Raw genomic sequence first — 19,949 nt, forward strand, 5'->3', positions numbered from 1 at the left:
GACCCTCAGCCCCGGGCCGCGACCTCGGCGAGCAGGGCCTCGCGCTCCGGGGCCGGGCGCTTGGGGCAGCTGGTGCACATGTCGCAGCCTGGGACTTCGAAGACCAGGCAGCAGGAGATGCGGCGGACGAAGGTGCGACCGGCGATGTCTTGGAAGCGCGGGACCGGTAGGCGGCCCGCGACGTCTCGAGCCAGGCGGGCACCCGCGTCGGCGGCACCGATGTCGAGGGCACGATTGCCGATGGCGTCGGCGACTATCGCCCAGAGAGAAGGAACGCCCGCGCCGGAAACCTCGGCAACGACCGGGATGACGCGAGAGAGCGTGTGGCGCAATGCCTGGCCGATCGGCGTGGTGGTGCAGCAGGCGGCCGAATGCGGTTCGGGGTGAGCGCAATTCACTGCAGACGCAGCGGACTCAGCGGTCTGCGCGGACGGGGCAGGCTCCAGACCGACAGCACGATCCGCCGCGAGACCCGCAGCGTGGTCAGCCATGGAAGCCAGGGAGGAGCTGGTCGACAGCAGGGCGGGGCTGAGCGCGATCGAATATGCGTGGGGCTCGGGGACTACGCGCTCGACGCCGCCGTCCGGGCGGATCTCCAGGGCGATGTGTTCTAGGGCCGGGTTGAAGGCGGGGTGGTCGGCGGCGATGGCGGTGACTATTGGGGCGACCAGAGACGAGGCGGCCATGCACCACCAGAGGGTGCCGGAGACTCGGGAGTTGCTGGTGCCCCAGCTGATGCCCATGTCGGCGATGCGTTCGGCCAGCCATTGCGGGCGCAATAGTTCGGTGCCGGGCACCAGGGCTTGTGAAACCGGGGGCTGCGCAACCATTTCCATCCGACTCCGATCAGGCCGACTCTCGCTGATTCCTACCACCCATTACCCACCGCGGTTACAGACCACGATTGACCGCCCGGCGGTTGGATCACCTTCACTACCCGGCGGCGGTAACTTCAGGTTTCACTACTCGGCGGGCTACACCACTTTTCACTATCCGCGGCAGCTACAAACCACAATGTCATGTTTCCGCGCTCTAGCGGCCCGCTCCCCCAGCGACAGCTCCCGCGCCCTCGGCGAGGCAGCCCCACGATAAGCCGCCACCCGCTCCCCCCTCCCCCGACGCGCCCGAATCACCGGGACACGCTTTCCAGACCCCCACGAGCATGCAAATCGGCAGGTGGTTACTCGGGAAATGCCTGCCGATTTGCATGCTCGTCGCTGGTTGTGCGCGTCGTTCCAAGATCGGCGGGGAGAGGGGTCGTAGCCTGGCGGTGGCGCGAAGTCGAGGTGGTCGCGTGTGGTCGTCCCAGTCCCCTGAGCGTGGAGGTCCGCGGCGCGTGAGTCCTGCCATCGAGACGATCGTCATGAGTGGGTATGCGGTCGCGCTACTCGTCGTCGCTCTCGGGCTGGATGCGATGGCGCGCAGGGCGCATCGGGGGGCTCGGGTGTGGGGGCGGGGGAAGGCGGGGCGGTTTCATCGGCGGGTGGCCCTGCTGCTGATGACGGTGTCGGCGGGGTTCCTGGTCGCGGCGGGGGTTCGGCAGCCGTTGGATTTCCTTGTGTTGCTGCCGTTTTCGCTGACATGGGCGGGGGTGGCGTGGGTGTTGACCGCGCATCTGCGGCGGGCGGTTCTCGGCTGAGGCAGAGATGCACCGGCGCGGACCCCCGAAAGGGAGCCCGCGCCAGGTCATTTCGGTCAGTGTGCCGGGGCCAGGGCCGCTAGCTCGGGGGCGTCGATTTCGGCAATGCCCGTTTCGGTGACTTCCAGGACTCGGGCGGGGCCGATGTCGAAGAAGAGGCCCGAGACCTTCAGGCCGCGTTGCAGGATCGCGCGGCGGACCACCGGGTGGGCGCGCAGGGTTTCCACCTGGACGGCCACGTTCACGATCGAAAGCTGGTCCGCGACTCCGAATCCGGCCTGGGCGGCCGCGGCCGCGACCGGGTCGTCGGAGTGGAAGCGGTCCAGGCTCGGTCGGCCGTGGACGAGCCAGTTGCCCAGGCCGGGCCCGGTCGGCCCGCCCGCGACGAGCGCCTTCATGGCACCGCAGGCGGAGTGGCCGCACACCACCACGTTGTCGACCTCGAGTTCCTCGATGGCGAACGCGAGGGCCGCCTCGATCGAGCTGTCGCGCCCGCCGGGCACCACGAGATTGCCGACATTGCGGATGGTGAACAGGTCACCAGGCCCGCTATTAGTGATGACGTTCGGCACGATCCGCGAATCCGCGCAGGTCAGGAACAGCGAGTGCGGGTTCTGGACGTCGCGGAGCTCATCGAGGTGCGGGCGCACGACATGCGCGTTGCGGCGGTGGAATTCGGCCACACCGGAGGCGATGGGATCGCCCTCCGCCTTGCGCCAGGGCCGCAGCACATCGTCGAGCATGGTGCGGGCCCGTCCGCGCACCGGCGGCCCGGTCAGCGCGTGCGCCATGTGCGCGGTACCGAGTTCCACGAATTCGACCGTGCCACCGGTGTTCTCGTGCTGGCGCGCCCAGTCGTGGATGGCCTCGTACCCGGCATGGTCGAGGAAGTCGACGCTCATCTCCACCAGGACGTCGGCACCCGTGGGCACCTTGGACAGCTCCGAGGACAGCTTGGGCAGGGCCAGGAAGGTGCAGGTGCCGTCGATGGTGACCAGCCAGCGGTCGGTCCCGGCGACGGGCGCGGCATTCACCACGACCCGGACCACCCGCCACAGCAGCAGCCCGAAAGCCAGTGCCAGACCGATGATCACGCCTTCCAGGAGGTTCAGGAACACCACGCCGAGTACAGTCACCAGGTACACCAGCAGGTCGCCGGTGCGCTTGGCCAGCTTGATGTGCCCGATCTTGACCAGCTGAATGCCGACCACGATGAGCAGCCCGGCCAGCGCCGATTTCGGAATCTGTTGCACCACACCGACGAGCGCCACCGAGAACACCAGAATCCAGAGTCCGTGCAGGAACGCCGAGGCGCGGGTGCGGGCCCCGGCCGAGACATTGGTGGCACTGCGCACGATGACGCCGGTGACCGGCAGCCCGCCGAGCGCACCCGACACCATGTTCGCCGCACCCTGTCCGACCAGTTCCCGGTCGAAGTTGGTGCGCGGCCCGGTGTGCATCTTGTCGACGGACACCGCCGACAGCAGGCTCTCCACGCTGGCGATCAGGGCGATGGTCAGTGCCGCGAGCACGACCGCGCCCCAGTCACCGGACGGCAGCGACGGCAGTCCGATGGCGTCGAACAGCGAGCCGTTCAACACGATTCGCTCGGGATCCCCGGGCAGCACCAGCGACAGCACGGTGCCGGTCACCACGGCGACCAGCGGTCCGGGAAGCACCCTCAGCTTCCCGGGCACGTATTTCCAGCCGAGCATGATGGCGATGACGACGAGTCCGACGAAGAAGTCGTCGCCGTGCAGGTTCATCAGTTCGCCGGGTAGCTGAATCAGGTTCTGCCAGGCCGAACTGTGCGAGGCACCGCCGAGCAGCACGTGCAGCTGCTGCAGCGCGATGGTGATGCCGATGCCCGCGAGCATGGCGTGCACCACGACCGGCGCGATGGCCAGCGCCGCGCGGGCAATGCGGCTGAGCCCGAACAGGATTTGCAGTCCGCCCGCGAGAACGGTGATGAAACAGGCTGTTTTCCAACCGAATTCGCTGATAGTGGCGGCGACCACCACGGTCAGACCCGCGGCCGGACCGCTGACCTGCAGTGGCGATCCGCCCAAAAGACCAACGACCACGCCGCCGACGACGGCGGCAATCAGTCCGGCGGCAATGGGTGCGCCGGAGGCGACCGCGATGCCGAGCGAGAGCGGCAGCGCGACCAGGAAGACGACAAGGGATGCAGGAAGATCATGGCGCAGCAGGGTGTCGAATCTGCTGGCGGTTCCGCCTGGCGGTGAATCGGTGTCGCGAGACATATCGCTCCTCAGCGAGCATGTGCGGGGGCATCGAAATAAAGACTGCGGACGGCTTTGGCCGCAGACTCACCGGACGAGCAAAGGCCAGGCTAAGAGTAAAGACTTAGCAAAGCCTGAGAAATTTGTGCCCCAAAGTTAAAGGGGTGTGAACCTTTTGGATTCACACCCCTCCGCACTCAACGCTCGGCCCAGGTCGTCAAGCGGGTTGGGCAACCCGCCCCGCGCCGTCGATCTCACCGATGCCGTTCACCGTGACCTCCACCACCCGGGCGGTCGCGATATCGAAGAACAGTCCGGAGAGCACCACGCCCCGCTCCTGCACCCCGCGCCGCACCACGGGATGCGCGTACAGCGTCTCGAGCTGCACGGCCACATTCACCATGCCCAGCTGATCGACCGGTCCGTAGCCCGCCGCCGCGGCGGCCGCGGCCACCGGATGCCCGAGCCGGAACCGCTCGAGGCTGGGCCGCGCGTGCGCGAGCCAGTCGTCGAGCTGGGATCCGGTGACCAGTTCGCTGTGCAGCGCACCCATGGCACCGCAGCCGGAATGCCCGCACACCACGACCGAGCGCACATCCAGCTTGTCGAGGGCGTAGATGAGCGCGGCCTCCATCGAAGAGTCCTGGGCGTCACGCGGAATCAGGTTGCCGACATTGCGGACGGTGAACAGGTCACCGGGCCCGCTGTTGGTAATGACATTGGGCACGATCCGCGAGTCGGCGCACGTGACGAAAAGCGAGTCCGGTTCCTGCCCATCGCGCAGCACCCCCAGATGCGGGCGCATGACGTGCGCGTGACTGCGGTGATAGGCGGCCACGCCCGCGACGATCCGGTCCACGTCATTGGCGGTGCGCCGCCACGGCCCGAGCACCTCGTCGAGCAGATGCCGCGAATGCCCGCGCGCGGCCGGCCCGTCCGCGGCGTCGGCCATGCGCACCGCGCCGACCTCGACGAATTCGACCGTGCCGCCCTCGGTTCGATGCTGATCGACCCATTCCTGCAGGGCGTCGTAGGCGGCGTGGTCCATGAAGTCGACGGTCATCTCGAGCACCACGTCCGCGCCCGGCGGCACCTTGTGCAGTTCGGCGGCGAGCTTGGGCAAGGCCAGGAAGGTGAAGCTGCCGTCGACGAGCACCCGCCAGCGGCCGTCCTCGAGTTCCTCGGCGGTCACCGCGACCCGGACCACCCGCCACAGCAGCAGCGCGAAGGCCAGGATCAGCCCGACCAGCATGCCCAGCAATAGATTCCAGAACACCACCACGAACGCCGTGGCCGCGTACACCGCCAGATCGCCGCTGCGCCGCGCGCGCCGAATGTGGGCGAGCTTGATCAGCTGGATGCCGATCACGATGAGCAGCCCGGCCAGCGCGGCCTTGGGAATCGAGCGCACCACATCGACCAGCGCCACCGAGAACAGCAGAATCCACAGCCCGTGCAGCATGGTCGAGGCCTTGGACCGCGCCCCGGCCTGCACATTGGTGATGCTGCGCACGATGACCGCCGCCACCGGCAGACCGCCGATCGCACCGGAGACCATATTGGCCGCGCCCTGCCCGAGCAGTTCGCGATCGAGATCGGTTCGGCGCGCGTGATTCTGGCGCATCCGGTCCACCGCGACGGCCGATAGTAGGGTCTCCACGCTGGCGATGAGGGCGATGGTGAAGGCCATCAGCGCCACCGTGGCCCACCCGCCCTGCGGAACCTGCGGCAGGTGCAGTTCTTGCAGCAGTGAGCCATTGAGGGTGATGCGCTCGACCCGCACCGGCAGCACCCGCGCCAGCAGGGTCGCGACCACCACGGCCACCAGCGGCGCAGGCACCCGGCGCGCGGGTTCGGGCAGCCGCCGCCAGCCGACCAGAATGGCGATCACGACGAGTCCGATGCACAGATCACCGGCGTGCACGGAGGCCAGCTGGTGTGGCAGCGCGACGATCGCCTCCCACGAGGAGGTCAGGGTGTCGCCGCCCAGGAGCACGTGCACCTGCTCCAGCGCGATGACGATGCCGATTCCGGCGAGCATGGCGTGCACCACGACCGGCGCGATGGCCAGCACGCCGCGGGCGATTCGGCTGAGCCCGAACAGAATCTGCAGACCACCGGCCAGGATGGTGATGAAACAGGTGGCGGGCCAGCCGAATTGGTTGATGGATTCGGCGACCACCACGGTGAGGGAAGCGGTCGGCCCGCTGACCTGCAGTGTGGAGCCGCCGAGCAGACCGGCGACCACTCCGCCCACCACGGCGGCGATGAGTCCGGCGGCGACCGGTGCGCCCACGGCCACGGCGATGCCGATGGACAGGGGCAGGGAGACGAGGAAGACGACGAACGACGCCGGTAGATCGTGGCGTATGAGTCCGGCCAGGCCGGGAAGCGACGTCCGTGGAGGCTGATCGGTGTCGGTGGACATATCTCTCCTTCGCCGGAACGGCGGGGCCGTCCGGTTCATCGGTCAACATGTACTGGCATCGAGAGGCAGCGGCGGGCGAGGCAGGGAGAACCACGACGCTTGGCAGACCGCGGGTAATCGTAAAGACAATGCAAAGGAAGCGAAAAGCTTTTGCGACGATTGAGGCGAACCGCTATCAAACTGTGACACAGCTCACGCCTCGATGCAAACCCTCCTAAGCAACCGGTCGCTTGTACCTATGATCTCCCCAACTGAACGTGGAGATCAGCATGGCCGCAGTCCTCGCCGGTGACCCGGGATATTCGAAAGTCATTGCCCCGCAGGGCTGGAGCCGCTGGCTGGTGCCGCCCGCGGCCCTGTCCATCCACCTCGCGATCGGCCAGGCCTACGCCTGGAGCGTGTTCAAACCGCCGCTGGAGAAGGCCATGCACATCTCGGGCACCGGCAGCGCGCTGCCGTTCCAGCTCGCGATCGTCATGCTCGGCCTGTCCGCGGCGTTCGGCGGCACGATCGTGGAGCGCCGCGGGCCGCGCTGGGCGATGACCGTCTCGCTGGTGTGCTTCTCGTCGGGGCTGCTGATCTCGGCCCTGGGCGCGGCCGTCGGCCAGTACTGGCTGATCGTGGTCGGATACGGATTCGTCGGCGGGATCGGGCTGGGCATCGGGTACATCTCGCCGGTGTCGACACTGATCCGGTGGTTTCCCGACCGGCCCGGCATGGCAACGGGTTTCGCGATCATGGGATTCGGCGGTGGCGCGCTGATCGCGTCGCCGTGGACCACCGAACTGCTGACGGACTTCGGTAGGGATCGACCCGGGATCGCCGAGACCTTTCTGGTCATGGGCCTGGTGTACGCGGCGTTCATGGCGATGGGCCCGCTGCTGGTGCGCGTGCCGCCGCCGGGCTGGGCCCCGGCCGGGTGGACTCCCCCGCAGACCCGGGCCAAACTCGTGAGCGGGCACGACGTGGCGGCCAATGACGCGATCCGGACCCCGCAGTTCTGGCTGCTGTGGATCGTGTTGTGTTTCAACGTGACCGCGGGCATCGGGATTCTGGAGAAGGCCGCGCCCATGGTGGTGGACTTCTTCAAACAGACCTCGACGCCGGTCTCGGCCTCGGCGGCGGCGGGTTTCGTGGCGGTGCTGTCGGCGGCGAACATGAGCGGGCGGATCGGGTGGTCGTCGCTGTCGGATGTGATCGGGCGCAAGAACATGTACCGCGTCTACCTCGGCGTCGGGGCGCTCGCGTATGTGCTGGTGTGGTCGGCCGGGCGGGACAGCAAGCCGGTGTTCATTCTCGGCGCGATGGTCATCCTGTCGTTCTACGGCGGCGGATTCGCCACCATCCCGGCGTATCTCAAGGATCTGTTCGGGACCTATCAGGTCGGCGCGATCCACGGTCGGCTGCTGACCGCGTGGTCGGTGGCGGGTGTCGCGGGACCGCTGATCGTCAATGCCATCGCCGATTCCGGTGCGCGCCACGGCAAGACCGGGCCCGCGCTCTACGGCACATCGTTCGCCATCATGATCGCCCTGCTGTGCGCGGGCTTCCTGGCCAACGAGCTGATCCGGCCGGTGTCGGCGAAGCACCATCTGCGGGGAGCAGACCAATGACCGAGCCCACCCCTGTGCCCCGGCGTATTCCGCTGCTCGTCCTGTCCTGGACGTGGGTGGCCGTGCCCTTCGCCTACGGCGTGGACCGGCTGATCGTGAACCTGCTCAAGCTCTTCCACTGAGCAGGGTTCCGCGGATGCCGCTATCCCGCCGCGCTTTCGTCGCGGGCATTGCCAGCTCGGTCTTGGCCACCGCGGCCTGCGGTAGGCACCCGGAGCCGAACTCGACTTCGGCGGTGACGAGTTCGTGGACCGCGCCGCCCGGATTGACGGGCGAGCTCACGCTGTATTCGGCGAATCCGCAGGAGCTCACCGATGAACTGGTGGCCGCGTTCACCAAGCTGTCCGGGGTGAAGGTCACCGTCTTCAATGGCGAGACCGGGAAGATCACCGCCAAGCTCGACAAGGAGGGCGCGCGGCCGCTGGCCGATGTGGTGTACCTGGCGTCGTGGACTCCCGCCGCGCAGTACGACTACGACGGCCGCACCCTGCCGTACACCCCGCGCGGGGCCGATCGGATTCACAGCGGCTGGATCGGCCAGGACCACGGATTCGTCGGCCGCGACGGGTCGGCGCTGACCATGGTGGTGAACACCAATCTGACCCCGCGCCTGCCCAACGACTGGGCCGATCTGGCCGCACCCGAATTCCACGGCAAGGTCATCATGCCCGATCCCCGCGAATCCGGAACCGCCCGCGATCTGCTCGCCGCCATGGTCAGCGCGTGGGGTAAGGACCGCACCTGGGCCATGTTCGACGGCCTGTTCGCCAATGGCATGACCGTGCGCGGCGGCAATGGCCCGGCCTTGGACGAGGTGACCGCCGGGAGCTACGCGGTCGTCCTCGGCGGCGTCGACTACTCCGCCTACGACGCGGCCGCCAAAGGCGTTCCGCTGCGGGTCATCTCCCCCGCCTCGGGCACCATCATCACTCCGCGACCGATCTTCATCCTCAATACGACCCGCAATCCCGTGGCCGCGAAAGCCTTGGTGGACTACATGTTCACGCCCGAGGCCCAGCGGATCTCGGCCGCGCACAAGATGATCCCGGCCCGCACGGACGTCCCCGTCGCCCCCGGCACCCGCACCTACGACGAGGTGAAACAGCTCCCCTTCTCGTGGGAGTTCGTGAAGGGCAGCGGTGCCGATGTGCTGACCGAGTTCACCGGCCGCTACCTGAGCTGATCAGCCGCGACCGTGCGCCCGCTCGTACGCCTCGCGAGCCGCCGCGGCGCGCTGGCGTTCCCGCTGATCGGCCAGGATCGGATCGAGGCCGTGCTTGGCCAGGCGGGCCCGCCGGAAGACGTACATGAGGGCGGCCGTGAAGTAGATGAGCGGCAGATACAGCAGCGCCATCATGGCCAGCCCCATCCACAGTGGGCCGGGTATGAGCAGGAACAGGCACAGCGGCGGAATGATCGGGATCAGAATGCGCAGCATGTAGCGCCGTGCCGCACCGGGCCCGGTGAGGTCGTCGATCACCCACTGCGACATCGACGGCGGCAGCGTCCCGCCGGTGATATACCGCAGGCGCTGTAGCGGATTCGGTCGGGTGGGCTCGCTCATCGGTGACTGCTTTCGGCGGGGCGGGAGACGAGGTCGCGGGCGACCGCGATGGCGTCGGGGGTGTGTTCGAAGAGGTGTGCCGTGCCGTCACCGGGCAGTGCGCCGATGGCCGCCAGCCGCCGCCGATGGTCCGCGCGCAGCCCGGACATGAGCACGGTGATGCCGCGGTGTTCGAGTTTACCGATGGCGTCGCGCAGGGTGAGCGCGCCGGTGGTGTCGAGCGCGGTGAGATGGGACATGCGCAGAATGACCACCCGCACCTCCGACACCTCGGCCAGTTCGAGCAGGAAGCGATGCGCGGCGGCGAAGAACAGCGGCCCGTCGAGGCGGTAGGCCACGATGTGGTCGTGCAGCAGGCCGTGCTCCTCGGCCAGATGGTCGGCGTCGTCGAGCGGAATCTGGTGCATTCGAGCCTCTTTGGCGACCGAGCGCAGCGCCAGCAGCACCGCGATGCCGACGCCGATCGCGACCGCGGTGACCAGATCCATGGCGACGGTCACGACGAAGGTGACGGCCATGATCGCGGCGTCGCCCTTGGAGGCGCGGGCGATGGCGGCCAGCGAGGCCGTCTCGACCATGCGCACCGTGGTGGCCAGCAGCACTCCGGCCAAGGCGGCCAAGGGAATCCAGGCGACGAGCCCGGCGGCCAGGTAGACGATGGCGGCCAGCACCACCGCGTGGGTCAAGGCCGCCAGCCGGGTGCGCGCGCCGGAGCGCACGTTCACGGCGGTGCGCGCGATGGCCCCGGTGGCAGGCACGCCGCCGAACAGCGGGGCGGCGATATTGGCCAGGCCCTGGCCGAACAGTTCCCGGTCGGGGTTGTGGCGGGTGCCCACGGCCATGGAGTCGGCGGCGGTGGCCGACAGCAGTGATTCCAGTGCCGCCAGCGCGGCAACGGCGAGCGCGGGGGCCAGCAGCGAATCCAGCTGGTCCGGGTGCAGGAAATCCAGTGTGGGAGCCTGCAATCCGGAGGGGATCGTGCCGATCAGATTCAGGTCGAGATGGAAAAGCTTGGTCGCCACCGTGGCGAGAATGACCGCCAGCAGGGCGAAGGGTAGTCGCGGCAGATACCGGCCGCCGATCAGCAGTACCGCCGCGACCGCCAGCGCGAGCACGAGCGAGGTCCAGTTCGGGCTGGCAGCGAACTGCCGGACCGCGTCGAAAGCCGACCGCCACACCTTGTCCCCGTGCGCGTGCGCCACACCCAACGCGGACGGAAACTGTTGCAGCGCAATGACCACCGCGATGCCCGCGGTGAAACCCTCGATCACCGGGGCGGGCATATAGCGCACCGCACGTCCCACCCCGGCGACCGCGAGCACCACCAGCACGAGCCCGGCCAGCAGCCCCACGGCCAGCACCCCGCTCGCTCCGTGCCGATGGAAGATGGGGACCAGCACCACGGTCATGGCTCCGGTCGGTCCGCTCACCTGGAATCGGGAGCCGCCGAAGACCGCGGCGAGCGCGCCCGCGACCACGGCGGTGGCCAGACCGGCGGCCGCGCCGAGCCCGGAGCTGATGCCGAAGCCCAGCGCCAGCGGCAGGGCCACCAGGGCGACGACGAGCCCGGCCAGCAGATCCGCGCCCGGCGCGCGCACGGCCGGTCGCCAATCCGACCACGACGGCAGCAGCGTGCGCACCGTCAGAGCGCTTCGGCCAGACGGATTTTCAGCGCGGCGAGCTGTGCGCGCAGCGCATCGGGCAGGCGGTTGCCGCCGATGGTGGCGTACCAGTCGTCTATGGATTCGATCTCGCGAACCCATTCCTCGACATCGACGGCGAGGGCGGCGTCGATGAGGCCGCGGTAGCCCTCGGCCAGACCGTCGAGATCCAAGGCGTCGGCGGTGGGCACGAAGCCGATGGGCGTGCGCTCGGCGTCGGCGGTCCCGTCCAGGCGTTCGAGCGCCCATTTCAGCACGCGCACATTGTCACCGAAGCCGGGCCACAGGAATTTGCCGTCGGCGCTGCGCCGGAACCAGTTGACCTGGAAGATCTTCGGCAGCTGCGCGCCCTGGCGCTCCCCCATGGCCAGCCAGTGCGCGAAGTAGTCGCCGACGTGATAACCCAGGAACGGCAGCATGGCCATGGGGTCCCGGCGCACCACGCCGACCTGCCCGCGGCGGCGGCCGTGGTCTCCGAGGACAGCACCGACGCGGTGAACACACCGTGTGCCCAGTCGAAGGATTCGGCGATCAGCGGAATCGTGGAGGCACGGCGGCCGCCGAAGAACAGCGCCGAGATCGGCACGCCGCGTGGATCGTTCCACTCCGGGGCCACCGACGGGCACTGCTCGATCGGCGTGCAGTAGCGCGAATTCGGGTGCGCGGCAGGAGTTCCCGACTCCGGGGTCCAATCGTGTCCGTGCCAGTCGATCAGGTGGGCCGGGGGCTGCTCGGTCAGGCCCTCCCACCAGATGTCGCCGTCGTCGGTGCGCGCGGTATTGGTGAAGATGGAGTTGCCCGCCTCGATGGTGGCGATGGCGTTCGGATTGGTCTTCGCGCCCGTTCCCGGTGCGACACCGAAGAATCCGGCCTCGGGGTTCACCGCGTAGAGCCGCCCGTCGGCCCCGAATCGCATCCACGCGATATCGTCGCCGATCGTCTCGGCCTTCCAACCGGGCAGGGTCGGTTCCAGCATGGCCAGATTCGTCTTACCGCACGAGGACGGGAAGGCGGCGGCGATGTAGTACGTCTTGCCTTGCGGCGAGGTCAGTTTCAGGATGAGCATGTGCTCGGCCAGCCAGCCCTCGTCGCGCCCGAGCACCGAGGCGATGCGCAGCGCGAAGCACTTCTTGCCCAGCAGCGCGTTACCGCCATAGCCGGAGCCGTAGCTCCAAATGGTGCGGGTCTCCGGGAAGTGCGCGATGCACTTGGTCTTGTCGCACGGCCACGGCACGTCCGGCTGTCCGGCGGTCAACGGCGCGCCCACCGAGTGCAGGCGCTTGACGAATTCGGTTCCGTCCGTGAGCTTTTCCCACACCGGAGTCCCAGAGCGGGTCATGATCCGCATCGACACCGCCACGTACTCCGAATCGGTGATCTGCACACCGTATTTCGGCTCCTCGGCGTCGAGCGGCCCCATGCAGAACGCGATCACGTACATGGTCCGCCCCGCCATGGCCCCGCGATAGTGCTCGGTCAGGACGGTCCGCATGTCCACCGGATCCACCCAGTTGTTCGTCGGCCCGGCGTCACTCTCGCGCTCGGAGCAGATGAACGTCCGATCCTCCACCCGCGCCACATCGTCGGGATCCGAGACGCACCAGAAGGAGTTCGGCTTCGCCGATAGCGGGACGAAGGTGCCCTTGGCCACGAGTTCGGCAGTGAGCCGATCCCATTCGTCGCGGGAACCGTCGCAGAAGACGATCCGCTCGGGCGCGGTCAACTCGGCGACCTCGGTGACCCAGGCCAGGATTCCCGGGTGATCGGTCGGGGCCGACACGGTTCCGGCGGCGACAGGACGTTCGGGCACGGCGAACCTCTCTTCACGAAATGACTAGGTGTTTATTTTAGAAAACATGCAAACAAGAAAGTCAACGGGTCCCCTGCTGAGGATCGGAGAGGAACCCGCGGTCAGGCGGTGTGTTCGAGGGCTTCGCGTTGGCCGGTGACGACGCCGGTCAGGATGGCGCGGGCGACCGCGAGCAGCTCGGCGACCTCGGGTGAGGTGAGGGCGTAGGTGACCGACAGGCCTTCGCGGCGAGCGGTGACCAGTCCGGCGCGACGCAGAATCGACAGCTGCTGAGAGAGGTTGGCGGCCTCGACGCCGATCTCGGCGAGCATCTCCGAGACCGCGTGTTCGCGCTGGCTCAACAGTTCGAGGACCCGGATGCGAACGGGGTGACCCAACGTCTTGAAGAAGTCCGCCTTCATTTGATAGAGCGGCCGTTGCATTCCTGGCACAGTTGCAGAGTTTAGCAAGCAGGACAATCAACTGGTACTTTCGGTCGTCCCTCGGACCACCCGACAAAAGGATCGACCGTGCCCCTCGCCACCCTGAATGGGATCCGTATCAACTACGACGTGACCGGCAGCGGACCCCTGGTCGTGCTGGTCATGGGCACCGGCAGCCCGGGGCGGGTCTGGCGGACGTATCAGGTTCCGGCACTGGTGAAGGCCGGATTCCGGGTCGCCACGTTCGACAATCGCGGCATCGCGCCCTCGACGGAGAGCGCGTACGGCATGCGGATCGAGGATCTGGTCGCCGATACCGCCGCGCTCATCGAGCATCTGGGCGGGCCCGCGCATGTGGTCGGCACCTCGCTGGGCGCGCGGGTCACGCAGGAACTCGCCTTGGCGCGACCGGAATTGGTGCGCAAGGCGGTCATGCTGGCCACCACCGGTCGGCCACATCCGTTGGCGGCCACCCTGAATCGGGGCGAGCGGGCGCTGCAGGAGCAGGGCGTGAAGCTGCCGCCGGAGTACGCGGCGGCGATCAAGGCCATTCTCAATCTGTCCCCGCACACCCTCGAGGCCGACGATCAGGCCCAGCAGTGGCTCGACATCTTCGAGTACTCGGCCAGCGCCGAGCCCTCGCCGGGTGTGCTCGCGCAAATGCGTTTGGACCGCTCCGCCAACCGCCTCGCCGCCTACGGCGGCATCTCGGTCCCCTGCCTGGTGGTCGGCTTCGCTGACGACCGCATGCTCCCACCGGTTTTCGGTCGCGAAGTGGCCGAGGCGATTCCGGGCGCGCACTTCGTCGAACTCGAAAAGTGCGGCCACTACGGGTATTTGGAACAGCCCGACGCCGTCAACCGCACCATCATCGAATTCCTGCGCGAAGCCTGAGCATCTCGCGACCGGGTCAGTCGACGGGTTCCTGCTGGGTGGTGCAGTGGATGCCGCCGCCGCCCGCGGCGACCGCGTCGATGTCGATCTGCACCACCTGGCGATCGGGGAACAACCGCGCCAGGGTGGCATGGGCCGCGGAATCGGTGTCGGGATCACCGAATTCGGGCGCGATGACGCCGCCGTTGCACACGTAGAAGTTGATGTATCCGGCGGCGAAGTCGTCGTCCGCGCCCCGGTACCGCAAGTGCGAAGGGACTTCGAGGGTTTCGATCTCGAGCGGGCGGCCCTGGGCGTCGGTCGCGTTGTGCAGGATGTCGAGGTGACGGCGGGTCACGTCGTAATCGAAGGACTCCTCGTCATTGTCCAGGGCCGCGACCACGACGCCCGGGCGGACGAAGCGGGCGTAGAAGTCGGTGTGCCCGTCGGTGATGTCGTGCCCGGCGATGCCCGGCAGCCAGATCACCTTCTCGATGCCCAGTAGATGTTCGAGCTCGGCCTCGACATCGGTCTTCGTCCAGCCCGGATTCCGATTCTTGTTCAGCACACAGGATTCGGTGATGATCGCGGTCCCCTCGCCGTCGACCTCCAGTCCGCCGCCCTCGAGCACGAGGTCGGTGTGCACGGTCTCGACCCCGGCATGGCCGTCGACGACGGTGGCGACCGTGGCGTCGCGGCCATGCCGCTGCTTGCCACCCCAGCCATTGAAGTTGAAGTCGACGCCCGCCTTGGTGTCATTGCCCTGCACGAACACCGGGCCGGTGTCGCGCATCCACAGATCGTCGATCTCGGCGGCGAAGAGCTCGACATTCGCGCTGCCGAGCAGACTGCGCGCCACGTCGAATTCGTTCTGGCGCACCAGCATCGAGACCGGCTCGAAACGGGCGATGGTGGTGGCGATCCGCGCCAGATCCCGCTGGACCCGCGGCAGCAGCTCCCTGCCCCAAATGGCTTCGCTCGCACCGAAGGCCATCCAGGTGCGCTTGTGCGGCGCGGCCTCGTCGGGCATTACCCGGCGTCGCTCCATCCCACTGCCTCCTCGCTGTAGGTAGCTCCCACTTGGCCTTGCACGGTTTCCAAGAGTGAGTGTACAGTCACTCACATGACGAAACGAGCACTCTCCACATCGGATTCCCGCCGGGAGGCGGTGGTCGATGCGGCGATCGCGGCGTTCGCCAAGACCGGGTATCACGGGACGCCGACCAGCACGGTGGCGACCAACGCGGGGATCTCCACCGCGTATGTGTTCAAGCTCTTCCCCAGCAAGGTGGAGCTTTTCGTGGCCGCGTTGGATCGGTGCTTCGAGCTCATTCGGCAGTCCCTGGCGACGGGGGCCGCACGGGCGGGAGACGGCGATCCGGCGAAGATCCTGCACGAAATGGGCGGCGCGTACGCCGAACTCATCGAGAACAAGAGCCTGCTCCTGTTGCAGGTGCACGCCCTGTCCGCGGCCGACGTGCCGCAGATCGGCGATGCCATGCGGCGCGGGCTCGGGCTGGTCACCGACTTCGCCAAGAGTCGGTCCGGCGCAACCGATTCCGAGGTGCAGATGTTCATGGCCATCGGGCAGCTGTGCCACCTGGTCACCGCGCTCGACCTCGACCATCGCGAGGAGCCCTGGGCGGCAACACTTTCCGAGGGGATTCGGCACGTCGATTCACCTGCGGACGCGAGCAAGTAAACAAGCAGAGCCCCGGCTTCGGGGCTTTTTTTTTGAACCATACAGTGACTGACCAGTCACTCACCCAATAGTCCCGAAAGGACCGAGACAATGTCGATCAACACCACCACCGCCCTCGAAATCGTGCTGCCCGGTCAGGTCGAGCCCGACGGCCTGCTCGTCACCCATCGTGAACTCCCTGCGCCCGGCCGCGGTCGGGCGCTCGTCCGGGTGGAGGCCAGCGGCGTTTCCTTCGCCGAGCAGCAGATGCGGCGTGGCAAGTATTACGACCAGCCCGCCTACCCGTTCGTGCCCGGCTACGACCTGGTCGGCATTGTCGAGGCGGTCGGGCCCGACGTCGATCCCGGGCTGATCGGGACCCGGGTCGCGGCGCTGACGAAGATCGGCGGGTGGAGCAGCCACGTGCTGCTGGACGCGGCGGACCTGGTGGCGGTGCCCGCCGGGTTGGATCCCGCCGACGCGGAAACCTTTGTGGTGAACGGGATTACGGCCTGGCAGATGCTGCACCGGATCGCGCGGGTGCGGGCCGGGCAGACCGTGCTGGTGCACGGGGCCAATGGCGGGGTGGGGTCGACGCTGGTGCAGTTGGCGCGGCTGGCCGGGGCGCGGGTGATCGGGACGGCCTCGGCACGCAATGCCGAGCAGGTACGGGCGCTGGGCGCTGAGCCGGTGAACTATCGCGGCGACATCGTCGCCCAGGTGCGTGCGCTCGCGCCCGGGGGCGTGGACGCGGTGTTCGATCATGTGGGCGGGCCGGGCATCGTGGACTCGTTCCGGCTGCTCGCCGCGGGCGGAACGCTGGTCGCCTACGGCACCGCCGCCACCAAGGACGAGGAGGGCAATTCCCGTCTGCCCGTGCTGATGCTGATCGGTCGGCTGCTGCTGTGGAACGCGCTGCCCAACCACCGCCGCACCCACTTCTACAACATCTGGGCGGGCAAACGACGGCTCGCGAGGTTCCGCGCGCAGCTCGCCGAGGACCTGAGCGCGGTCCTGGACCTGGCCGCCCGGGGCCAGTTGCGCGCGCAGGTCGGGGCGCGGTTCCCGTTGTCGCAGGCCGCCCAGGCCCTGGCCACCGCCGAATCCCATTCCGTCACCGGCAAAGTCGTGCTCGTCGCCGACTGACCGAACAGCGGACGCTGGCGCGCGAGGATATGCCGTATATCTTTGCGCGCCAGCGTCGTTCGTCGTGGAATCGGCCTAGGGTGAAAAGGAACAAGATCACTTATTGAAGGGAATCGGCGCGTGACGGGCAAGGGCGTGGAGTGGCTGGAACCGATCGAGGCGTCCACGCGGCGCTTCCTCGCGACGGTCGAGACGCTCACCGATGCCGAGATCGCGGGCGAATCGCTGATTCCGCCGTGGACGCGCGGGCACGTCATCGCGCACGTGTGCCGGGCCGGGGACAGCCTGGTCCGGCTGCTGACCTGGGCGCGGACCGGAATCGAGACGCCGCAGTACGCGAGCATGGAAGTCCGGGCGGAGGAGATCGAGGCGGGCGCGGGGCGGCCGGTAGCCGAGCAGCTCGACGATCTCGTGGCGAGCGCGCAGCGGTTCGCGGACGCGGTGCGGTCGCTGACGCCTACGGCATGGAACCGTGCCGTGCGGGCGCGCACCGGAGAATTACGGACGCCCGAGGCGATTGTCCCAATGCGATTGCGCGAATTGGAGATTCATCACGCGGACCTGAATGCCGGGTATTCGTTTTCGGATATTCCGGAGCCCGCCGCGCGCTGGATTCTCGAGGATATGGCCGATGCCTTCGCCCGCCGCGAACACGCGAGTCCCGCACTGCTGCTCCGTGCCACCGATACCGACTTTTGCCGCGATCTCACCGGGGACCGCCGGGCCGCCACCGTCGAAATCGCCGGTGCGCAGGCCGATCTGCTGGGTTGGTTGAGCGGGCGGATTCCGGCCGAGCGGGCCGGGCTCACCGCGGATCGCACCGGGCGGATTCCGCCCGCGCCGACCTGGATCTGATTCGGTCGAATTCGGCCGTCTCCCTGTCGGTCCGGCAGCTCGCGGGTCAGACTTGGATATGATCACCGCCCGCATTACCGCCGCTCTGGCCGCCGTCCTCGTGATCTCGGGTGCGCCCGTCGTCTCGGGGAGCATGGCCATCGGTCCGGACGCCGCGCCCGCCCGGGCCTACGGCCCCGCGTCGTGCGTTCCGGGGAATCCCACCCAGCCCACCGGCGAGCTGTTCGCCACCACCAATACCGAGACGATTACCGATCCGGCCGATCCCCGGCTGTCCGATCCGCTGTCCCTGTTCGAGCTCGAGGTCGATGCGACCGCCGCCACCGAGCTGGCCCTGCCGGTCGGCTCGCAGCTGGTCGACGGAGTCTTCTGGTCCTCGGACTCGAACGCCATCACCTACGAGCGGTCCCGCCAATTCCAGCTGGCCTGCACCGATTACAAGAATCTCTGCTGGGTCGCCGACGATCTGCGCGTACGCCACAACCAGGAATCGGTGCTGACCTTCGAATACCTGCCCGGCGAGGACACTCGCGCCAATGGCTTCACCGTCACCGTCCCCGGCATCGACCGCACCCGCTTCCACGACGCCCTGGTCGCCGACCCCGTGGTGCGCGACCGGCTCGGCGGCGGCTCCATCACCCAGTCCGGCGACCTGATCCTGGTGGCCGACCGCGCCGACATGGACCTGGTCCGCACCTTCGTGACGAGTCTGGGTGGATCCTGGAATGCGAACTCGATTGCCTACGGCGACCGCGAATTCGTCCATTCCACCGGCACTTCCGCCCTCGCCTGCGCGGTGTGAGGACCCTCGCGACGAGCACCCGCGCCTAGTCCAGCTGGTCGGTTTCTTCCAGGAAGATGCGGAGGCCCTCGCGGATCTTGGCGGCCGCGTTCTCCAACTGCTCGGGCGAGAGGGCCTTGCCGAAGGCGGCGGCCTTGAGGAGTTGGCGCTGGACCTCCTCGAGGTTCATCGTCGCCCAGTCGCGTCGTGAGAGTTCCGGCATGGGCCGGTACGATACCTCGAGTAGAACGTTTGTTCGAGTGTCACAGAATGGCCGGGTGTGGTGTCTTGTGGGTGAGAAGTTTCAGAGTCAGGAGGCACCCATGACCACCGCCGCGACCGAGGCGTTCGTCGCACACCGGAATCTGCTGTTCACCGTCGCCTACGAGATGCTCGGGTCGGCCGCGGACGCGGAGGACGTATTGCAGGAGACGTGGTTGCGGTGGGTCGGGGTGGATCTGGACACCGTGCTGGATCAGCGGGCGTATCTGGTGCGGATCACCACCCGGCAGGCGCTGGGGCGGTTGCGGACACTGGGGCGGCGCAAGGAGTCGTATGTGGGTCCGTGGCTGCCCGAGCCGCTGTTGACCGCACCCGATGTGGCCGAGGATGTCGAACTGGCCGAAAGCGTTTCGATGGCCATGCTGCTGGTGCTCGAGACACTCACGCCGACCGAGCGGGCGGTGTTCGTGCTGCGCGAGGTCTTCGATCTGCCCTACGAGGAGATCGCCGAGGCGGTCGACAAGACGCCCGCGGCGGTCCGGCAGATCGCGCACCGGGCGCGCTCGCACGTGGCGTCGCGCCGTCCGCGCGGGACGGTGTCGCAGGCGCAGTCGCGCGAGGTGCTCGACGCGTTCCATCGCGCGGTCGAGACCGGTGATCTGCAATCCCTGCTGGACCTGCTCGCACCGGATGTGGTGGCGCTCGGCGACGGCGGCGGGATTCGCTCGGCGCTGCCGAAGCCGATCAATGGCGCGGACAAGGTGGCGCGGCTGCTCATCAAGGGCTGGCAGGTCCTCGGGCCGGAGGTGTCCTTCGAGACCACGGTGGTCAATGGCCATCCGGCGCTGGTGGTGCGGCGCCTCGGCGAGCTCGACACGGTCATGGCCATGCGCATCGACGACGGGCTGATCACCGGCATCTACTCGGTGCGCAATCCGGAGAAGCACTCGCACATGGCCGAGGTGACCGCGCTGAGCCGGTGAATCCGCATTGGCCGCGGCCGAATCGGAT

Annotated in this window: 18 protein-coding genes and 1 pseudogene; 10 read left to right on the forward strand and 9 right to left on the reverse strand. The window is 68.0% G+C overall.

The window, feature by feature from the left end; all coding sequences use genetic code 11:
* Positions 1–5 precede the first annotated feature (5 nt).
* On the reverse strand, positions 6–830 hold the full coding sequence (locus VMT40_RS27050; protein WP_326361587.1) for a (2Fe-2S)-binding protein: 825 nt from the start codon (positions 828–830) through the stop codon (positions 6–8).
* A gap of 506 nt (positions 831–1,336) precedes the next feature.
* On the opposite strand from VMT40_RS27050, the gene VMT40_RS27055 reads away from it, so the two are divergent.
* Positions 1,337–1,639, forward strand: a complete 303-nt coding sequence (locus VMT40_RS27055; protein WP_326361588.1) for a hypothetical protein — start codon at positions 1,337–1,339, stop codon at positions 1,637–1,639.
* 56 nt (positions 1,640–1,695) lie between these two features.
* Here the strand turns inward: VMT40_RS27055 and VMT40_RS27060 are convergent, their stop codons facing one another.
* Together VMT40_RS27060 and VMT40_RS27065 are read right to left on the reverse strand one after the other, a co-directional pair.
* The gene (locus VMT40_RS27060) at positions 1,696–3,903 is read right to left on the reverse strand and encodes a bifunctional SulP family inorganic anion transporter/carbonic anhydrase (protein ID WP_326361589.1); all 2,208 of its coding nucleotides are present in this window, start codon (positions 3,901–3,903) and stop codon (positions 1,696–1,698) included.
* Positions 3,904–4,099: 196 nt separating this feature from the next.
* Complete coding sequence (locus tag VMT40_RS27065) at positions 4,100–6,310, reverse strand: SulP family inorganic anion transporter (RefSeq protein WP_326361590.1); 2,211 nt, start codon at positions 6,308–6,310, stop codon at positions 4,100–4,102.
* 269 nt (positions 6,311–6,579) lie between these two features.
* Here VMT40_RS27065 and VMT40_RS27070 point away from each other — a divergent pair, with 269 nt between their 5' ends.
* The 3 genes from VMT40_RS27070 to VMT40_RS27080 are packed head-to-tail and all read left to right on the forward strand — an operon-like array spanning position 6,580 to position 9,106.
* Positions 6,580–7,923, forward strand: a complete 1,344-nt coding sequence (locus tag VMT40_RS27070; protein WP_326361591.1) for an L-lactate MFS transporter — start codon at positions 6,580–6,582, stop codon at positions 7,921–7,923.
* Positions 7,920–8,045, forward strand: a complete 126-nt coding sequence (locus tag VMT40_RS27075; protein ID WP_326361592.1) for an MFS transporter small subunit — start codon at positions 7,920–7,922, stop codon at positions 8,043–8,045. The genes VMT40_RS27070 and VMT40_RS27075 overlap by 4 nt, the downstream gene beginning before the upstream one ends.
* A 14-nt stretch (positions 8,046–8,059) precedes the next feature.
* On the forward strand, positions 8,060–9,106 hold the full coding sequence (locus tag VMT40_RS27080; RefSeq protein ID WP_326361593.1) for an extracellular solute-binding protein: 1,047 nt from the start codon (positions 8,060–8,062) through the stop codon (positions 9,104–9,106).
* Here the strand turns inward: VMT40_RS27080 and VMT40_RS27085 are convergent, their stop codons facing one another.
* The 4 genes and pseudogenes from VMT40_RS27085 to VMT40_RS27100 all read right to left on the reverse strand — a co-directional run bounded on the left by VMT40_RS27085 (position 9,107) and on the right by VMT40_RS27100 (position 13,380).
* Positions 9,107–9,487, reverse strand: a complete 381-nt coding sequence (locus tag VMT40_RS27085) for a DUF5313 family protein (RefSeq protein ID WP_326361594.1) — start codon at positions 9,485–9,487, stop codon at positions 9,107–9,109. It abuts the gene before it with no gap.
* The gene (locus VMT40_RS27090) at positions 9,484–11,127 is read right to left on the reverse strand and encodes a SulP family inorganic anion transporter (RefSeq protein WP_442790047.1); all 1,644 of its coding nucleotides are present in this window, start codon (positions 11,125–11,127) and stop codon (positions 9,484–9,486) included. Before VMT40_RS27090 ends, VMT40_RS27085 begins: the two co-directional genes overlap by 4 nt.
* A gap of 2 nt (positions 11,128–11,129) precedes the next feature.
* Positions 11,130–12,958 (reverse strand): annotated as a pseudogene (locus tag VMT40_RS27095) (phosphoenolpyruvate carboxykinase (GTP)).
* 101 nt (positions 12,959–13,059) lie between these two features.
* Positions 13,060–13,380, reverse strand: coding sequence for an ArsR/SmtB family transcription factor (locus VMT40_RS27100; RefSeq protein ID WP_326361595.1), 321 nt, complete (start codon positions 13,378–13,380; stop codon positions 13,060–13,062).
* Between the two features lie 87 nt (positions 13,381–13,467).
* Between VMT40_RS27100 and VMT40_RS27105 the strand changes: the two genes are divergently transcribed.
* Complete coding sequence (locus tag VMT40_RS27105; protein WP_326361596.1) at positions 13,468–14,274, forward strand: alpha/beta fold hydrolase; 807 nt, start codon at positions 13,468–13,470, stop codon at positions 14,272–14,274.
* Between the two features lie 16 nt (positions 14,275–14,290).
* Here VMT40_RS27105 and VMT40_RS27110 read toward each other — a convergent pair whose 3' ends face one another.
* The gene (locus VMT40_RS27110; protein WP_442790048.1) at positions 14,291–15,376 is read right to left on the reverse strand and encodes an agmatine deiminase family protein; all 1,086 of its coding nucleotides are present in this window, start codon (positions 15,374–15,376) and stop codon (positions 14,291–14,293) included.
* On the opposite strand from VMT40_RS27110, the gene VMT40_RS27115 reads away from it, so the two are divergent.
* The 4 genes from VMT40_RS27115 to VMT40_RS27130 all read left to right on the forward strand — a co-directional run bounded on the left by VMT40_RS27115 (position 15,377) and on the right by VMT40_RS27130 (position 18,737).
* Entirely contained in the window at positions 15,377–15,955 is a 579-nt protein-coding gene (locus tag VMT40_RS27115) for a TetR/AcrR family transcriptional regulator (RefSeq protein WP_326361598.1), read from the forward strand.
* Positions 15,956–16,045: 90 nt separating this feature from the next.
* Positions 16,046–17,080, forward strand: coding sequence for a medium chain dehydrogenase/reductase family protein (locus VMT40_RS27120; RefSeq protein WP_326361599.1), 1,035 nt, complete (start codon positions 16,046–16,048; stop codon positions 17,078–17,080).
* 120 nt (positions 17,081–17,200) lie between these two features.
* Positions 17,201–17,935 carry a maleylpyruvate isomerase family mycothiol-dependent enzyme gene (locus VMT40_RS27125; RefSeq protein WP_326361600.1) on the forward strand — a complete coding sequence of 245 codons (735 nt, stop codon included), beginning with the start codon at positions 17,201–17,203 and terminating at the stop codon, positions 17,933–17,935.
* A 133-nt stretch (positions 17,936–18,068) separates the two neighbouring features.
* Positions 18,069–18,737 carry a hypothetical protein gene (locus tag VMT40_RS27130; RefSeq protein ID WP_442790063.1) on the forward strand — a complete coding sequence of 223 codons (669 nt, stop codon included), beginning with the start codon at positions 18,069–18,071 and terminating at the stop codon, positions 18,735–18,737.
* A gap of 25 nt (positions 18,738–18,762) precedes the next feature.
* On the opposite strand, the gene VMT40_RS27135 is transcribed toward VMT40_RS27130, so the two are convergent.
* The gene (locus tag VMT40_RS27135; protein ID WP_326361602.1) at positions 18,763–18,939 is read right to left on the reverse strand and encodes a DUF6374 family protein; all 177 of its coding nucleotides are present in this window, start codon (positions 18,937–18,939) and stop codon (positions 18,763–18,765) included.
* A gap of 100 nt (positions 18,940–19,039) precedes the next feature.
* Between VMT40_RS27135 and VMT40_RS27140 the strand changes: the two genes are divergently transcribed.
* On the forward strand, positions 19,040–19,921 hold the full coding sequence (locus tag VMT40_RS27140; RefSeq protein WP_326361603.1) for an RNA polymerase sigma-70 factor: 882 nt from the start codon (positions 19,040–19,042) through the stop codon (positions 19,919–19,921).
* Positions 19,922–19,949 lie beyond the last annotated feature (28 nt).

This window comes from Nocardia sp. CDC160 (genome assembly GCF_035818795.1).
Classification (GTDB): domain Bacteria; phylum Actinomycetota; class Actinomycetes; order Mycobacteriales; family Mycobacteriaceae; genus Nocardia.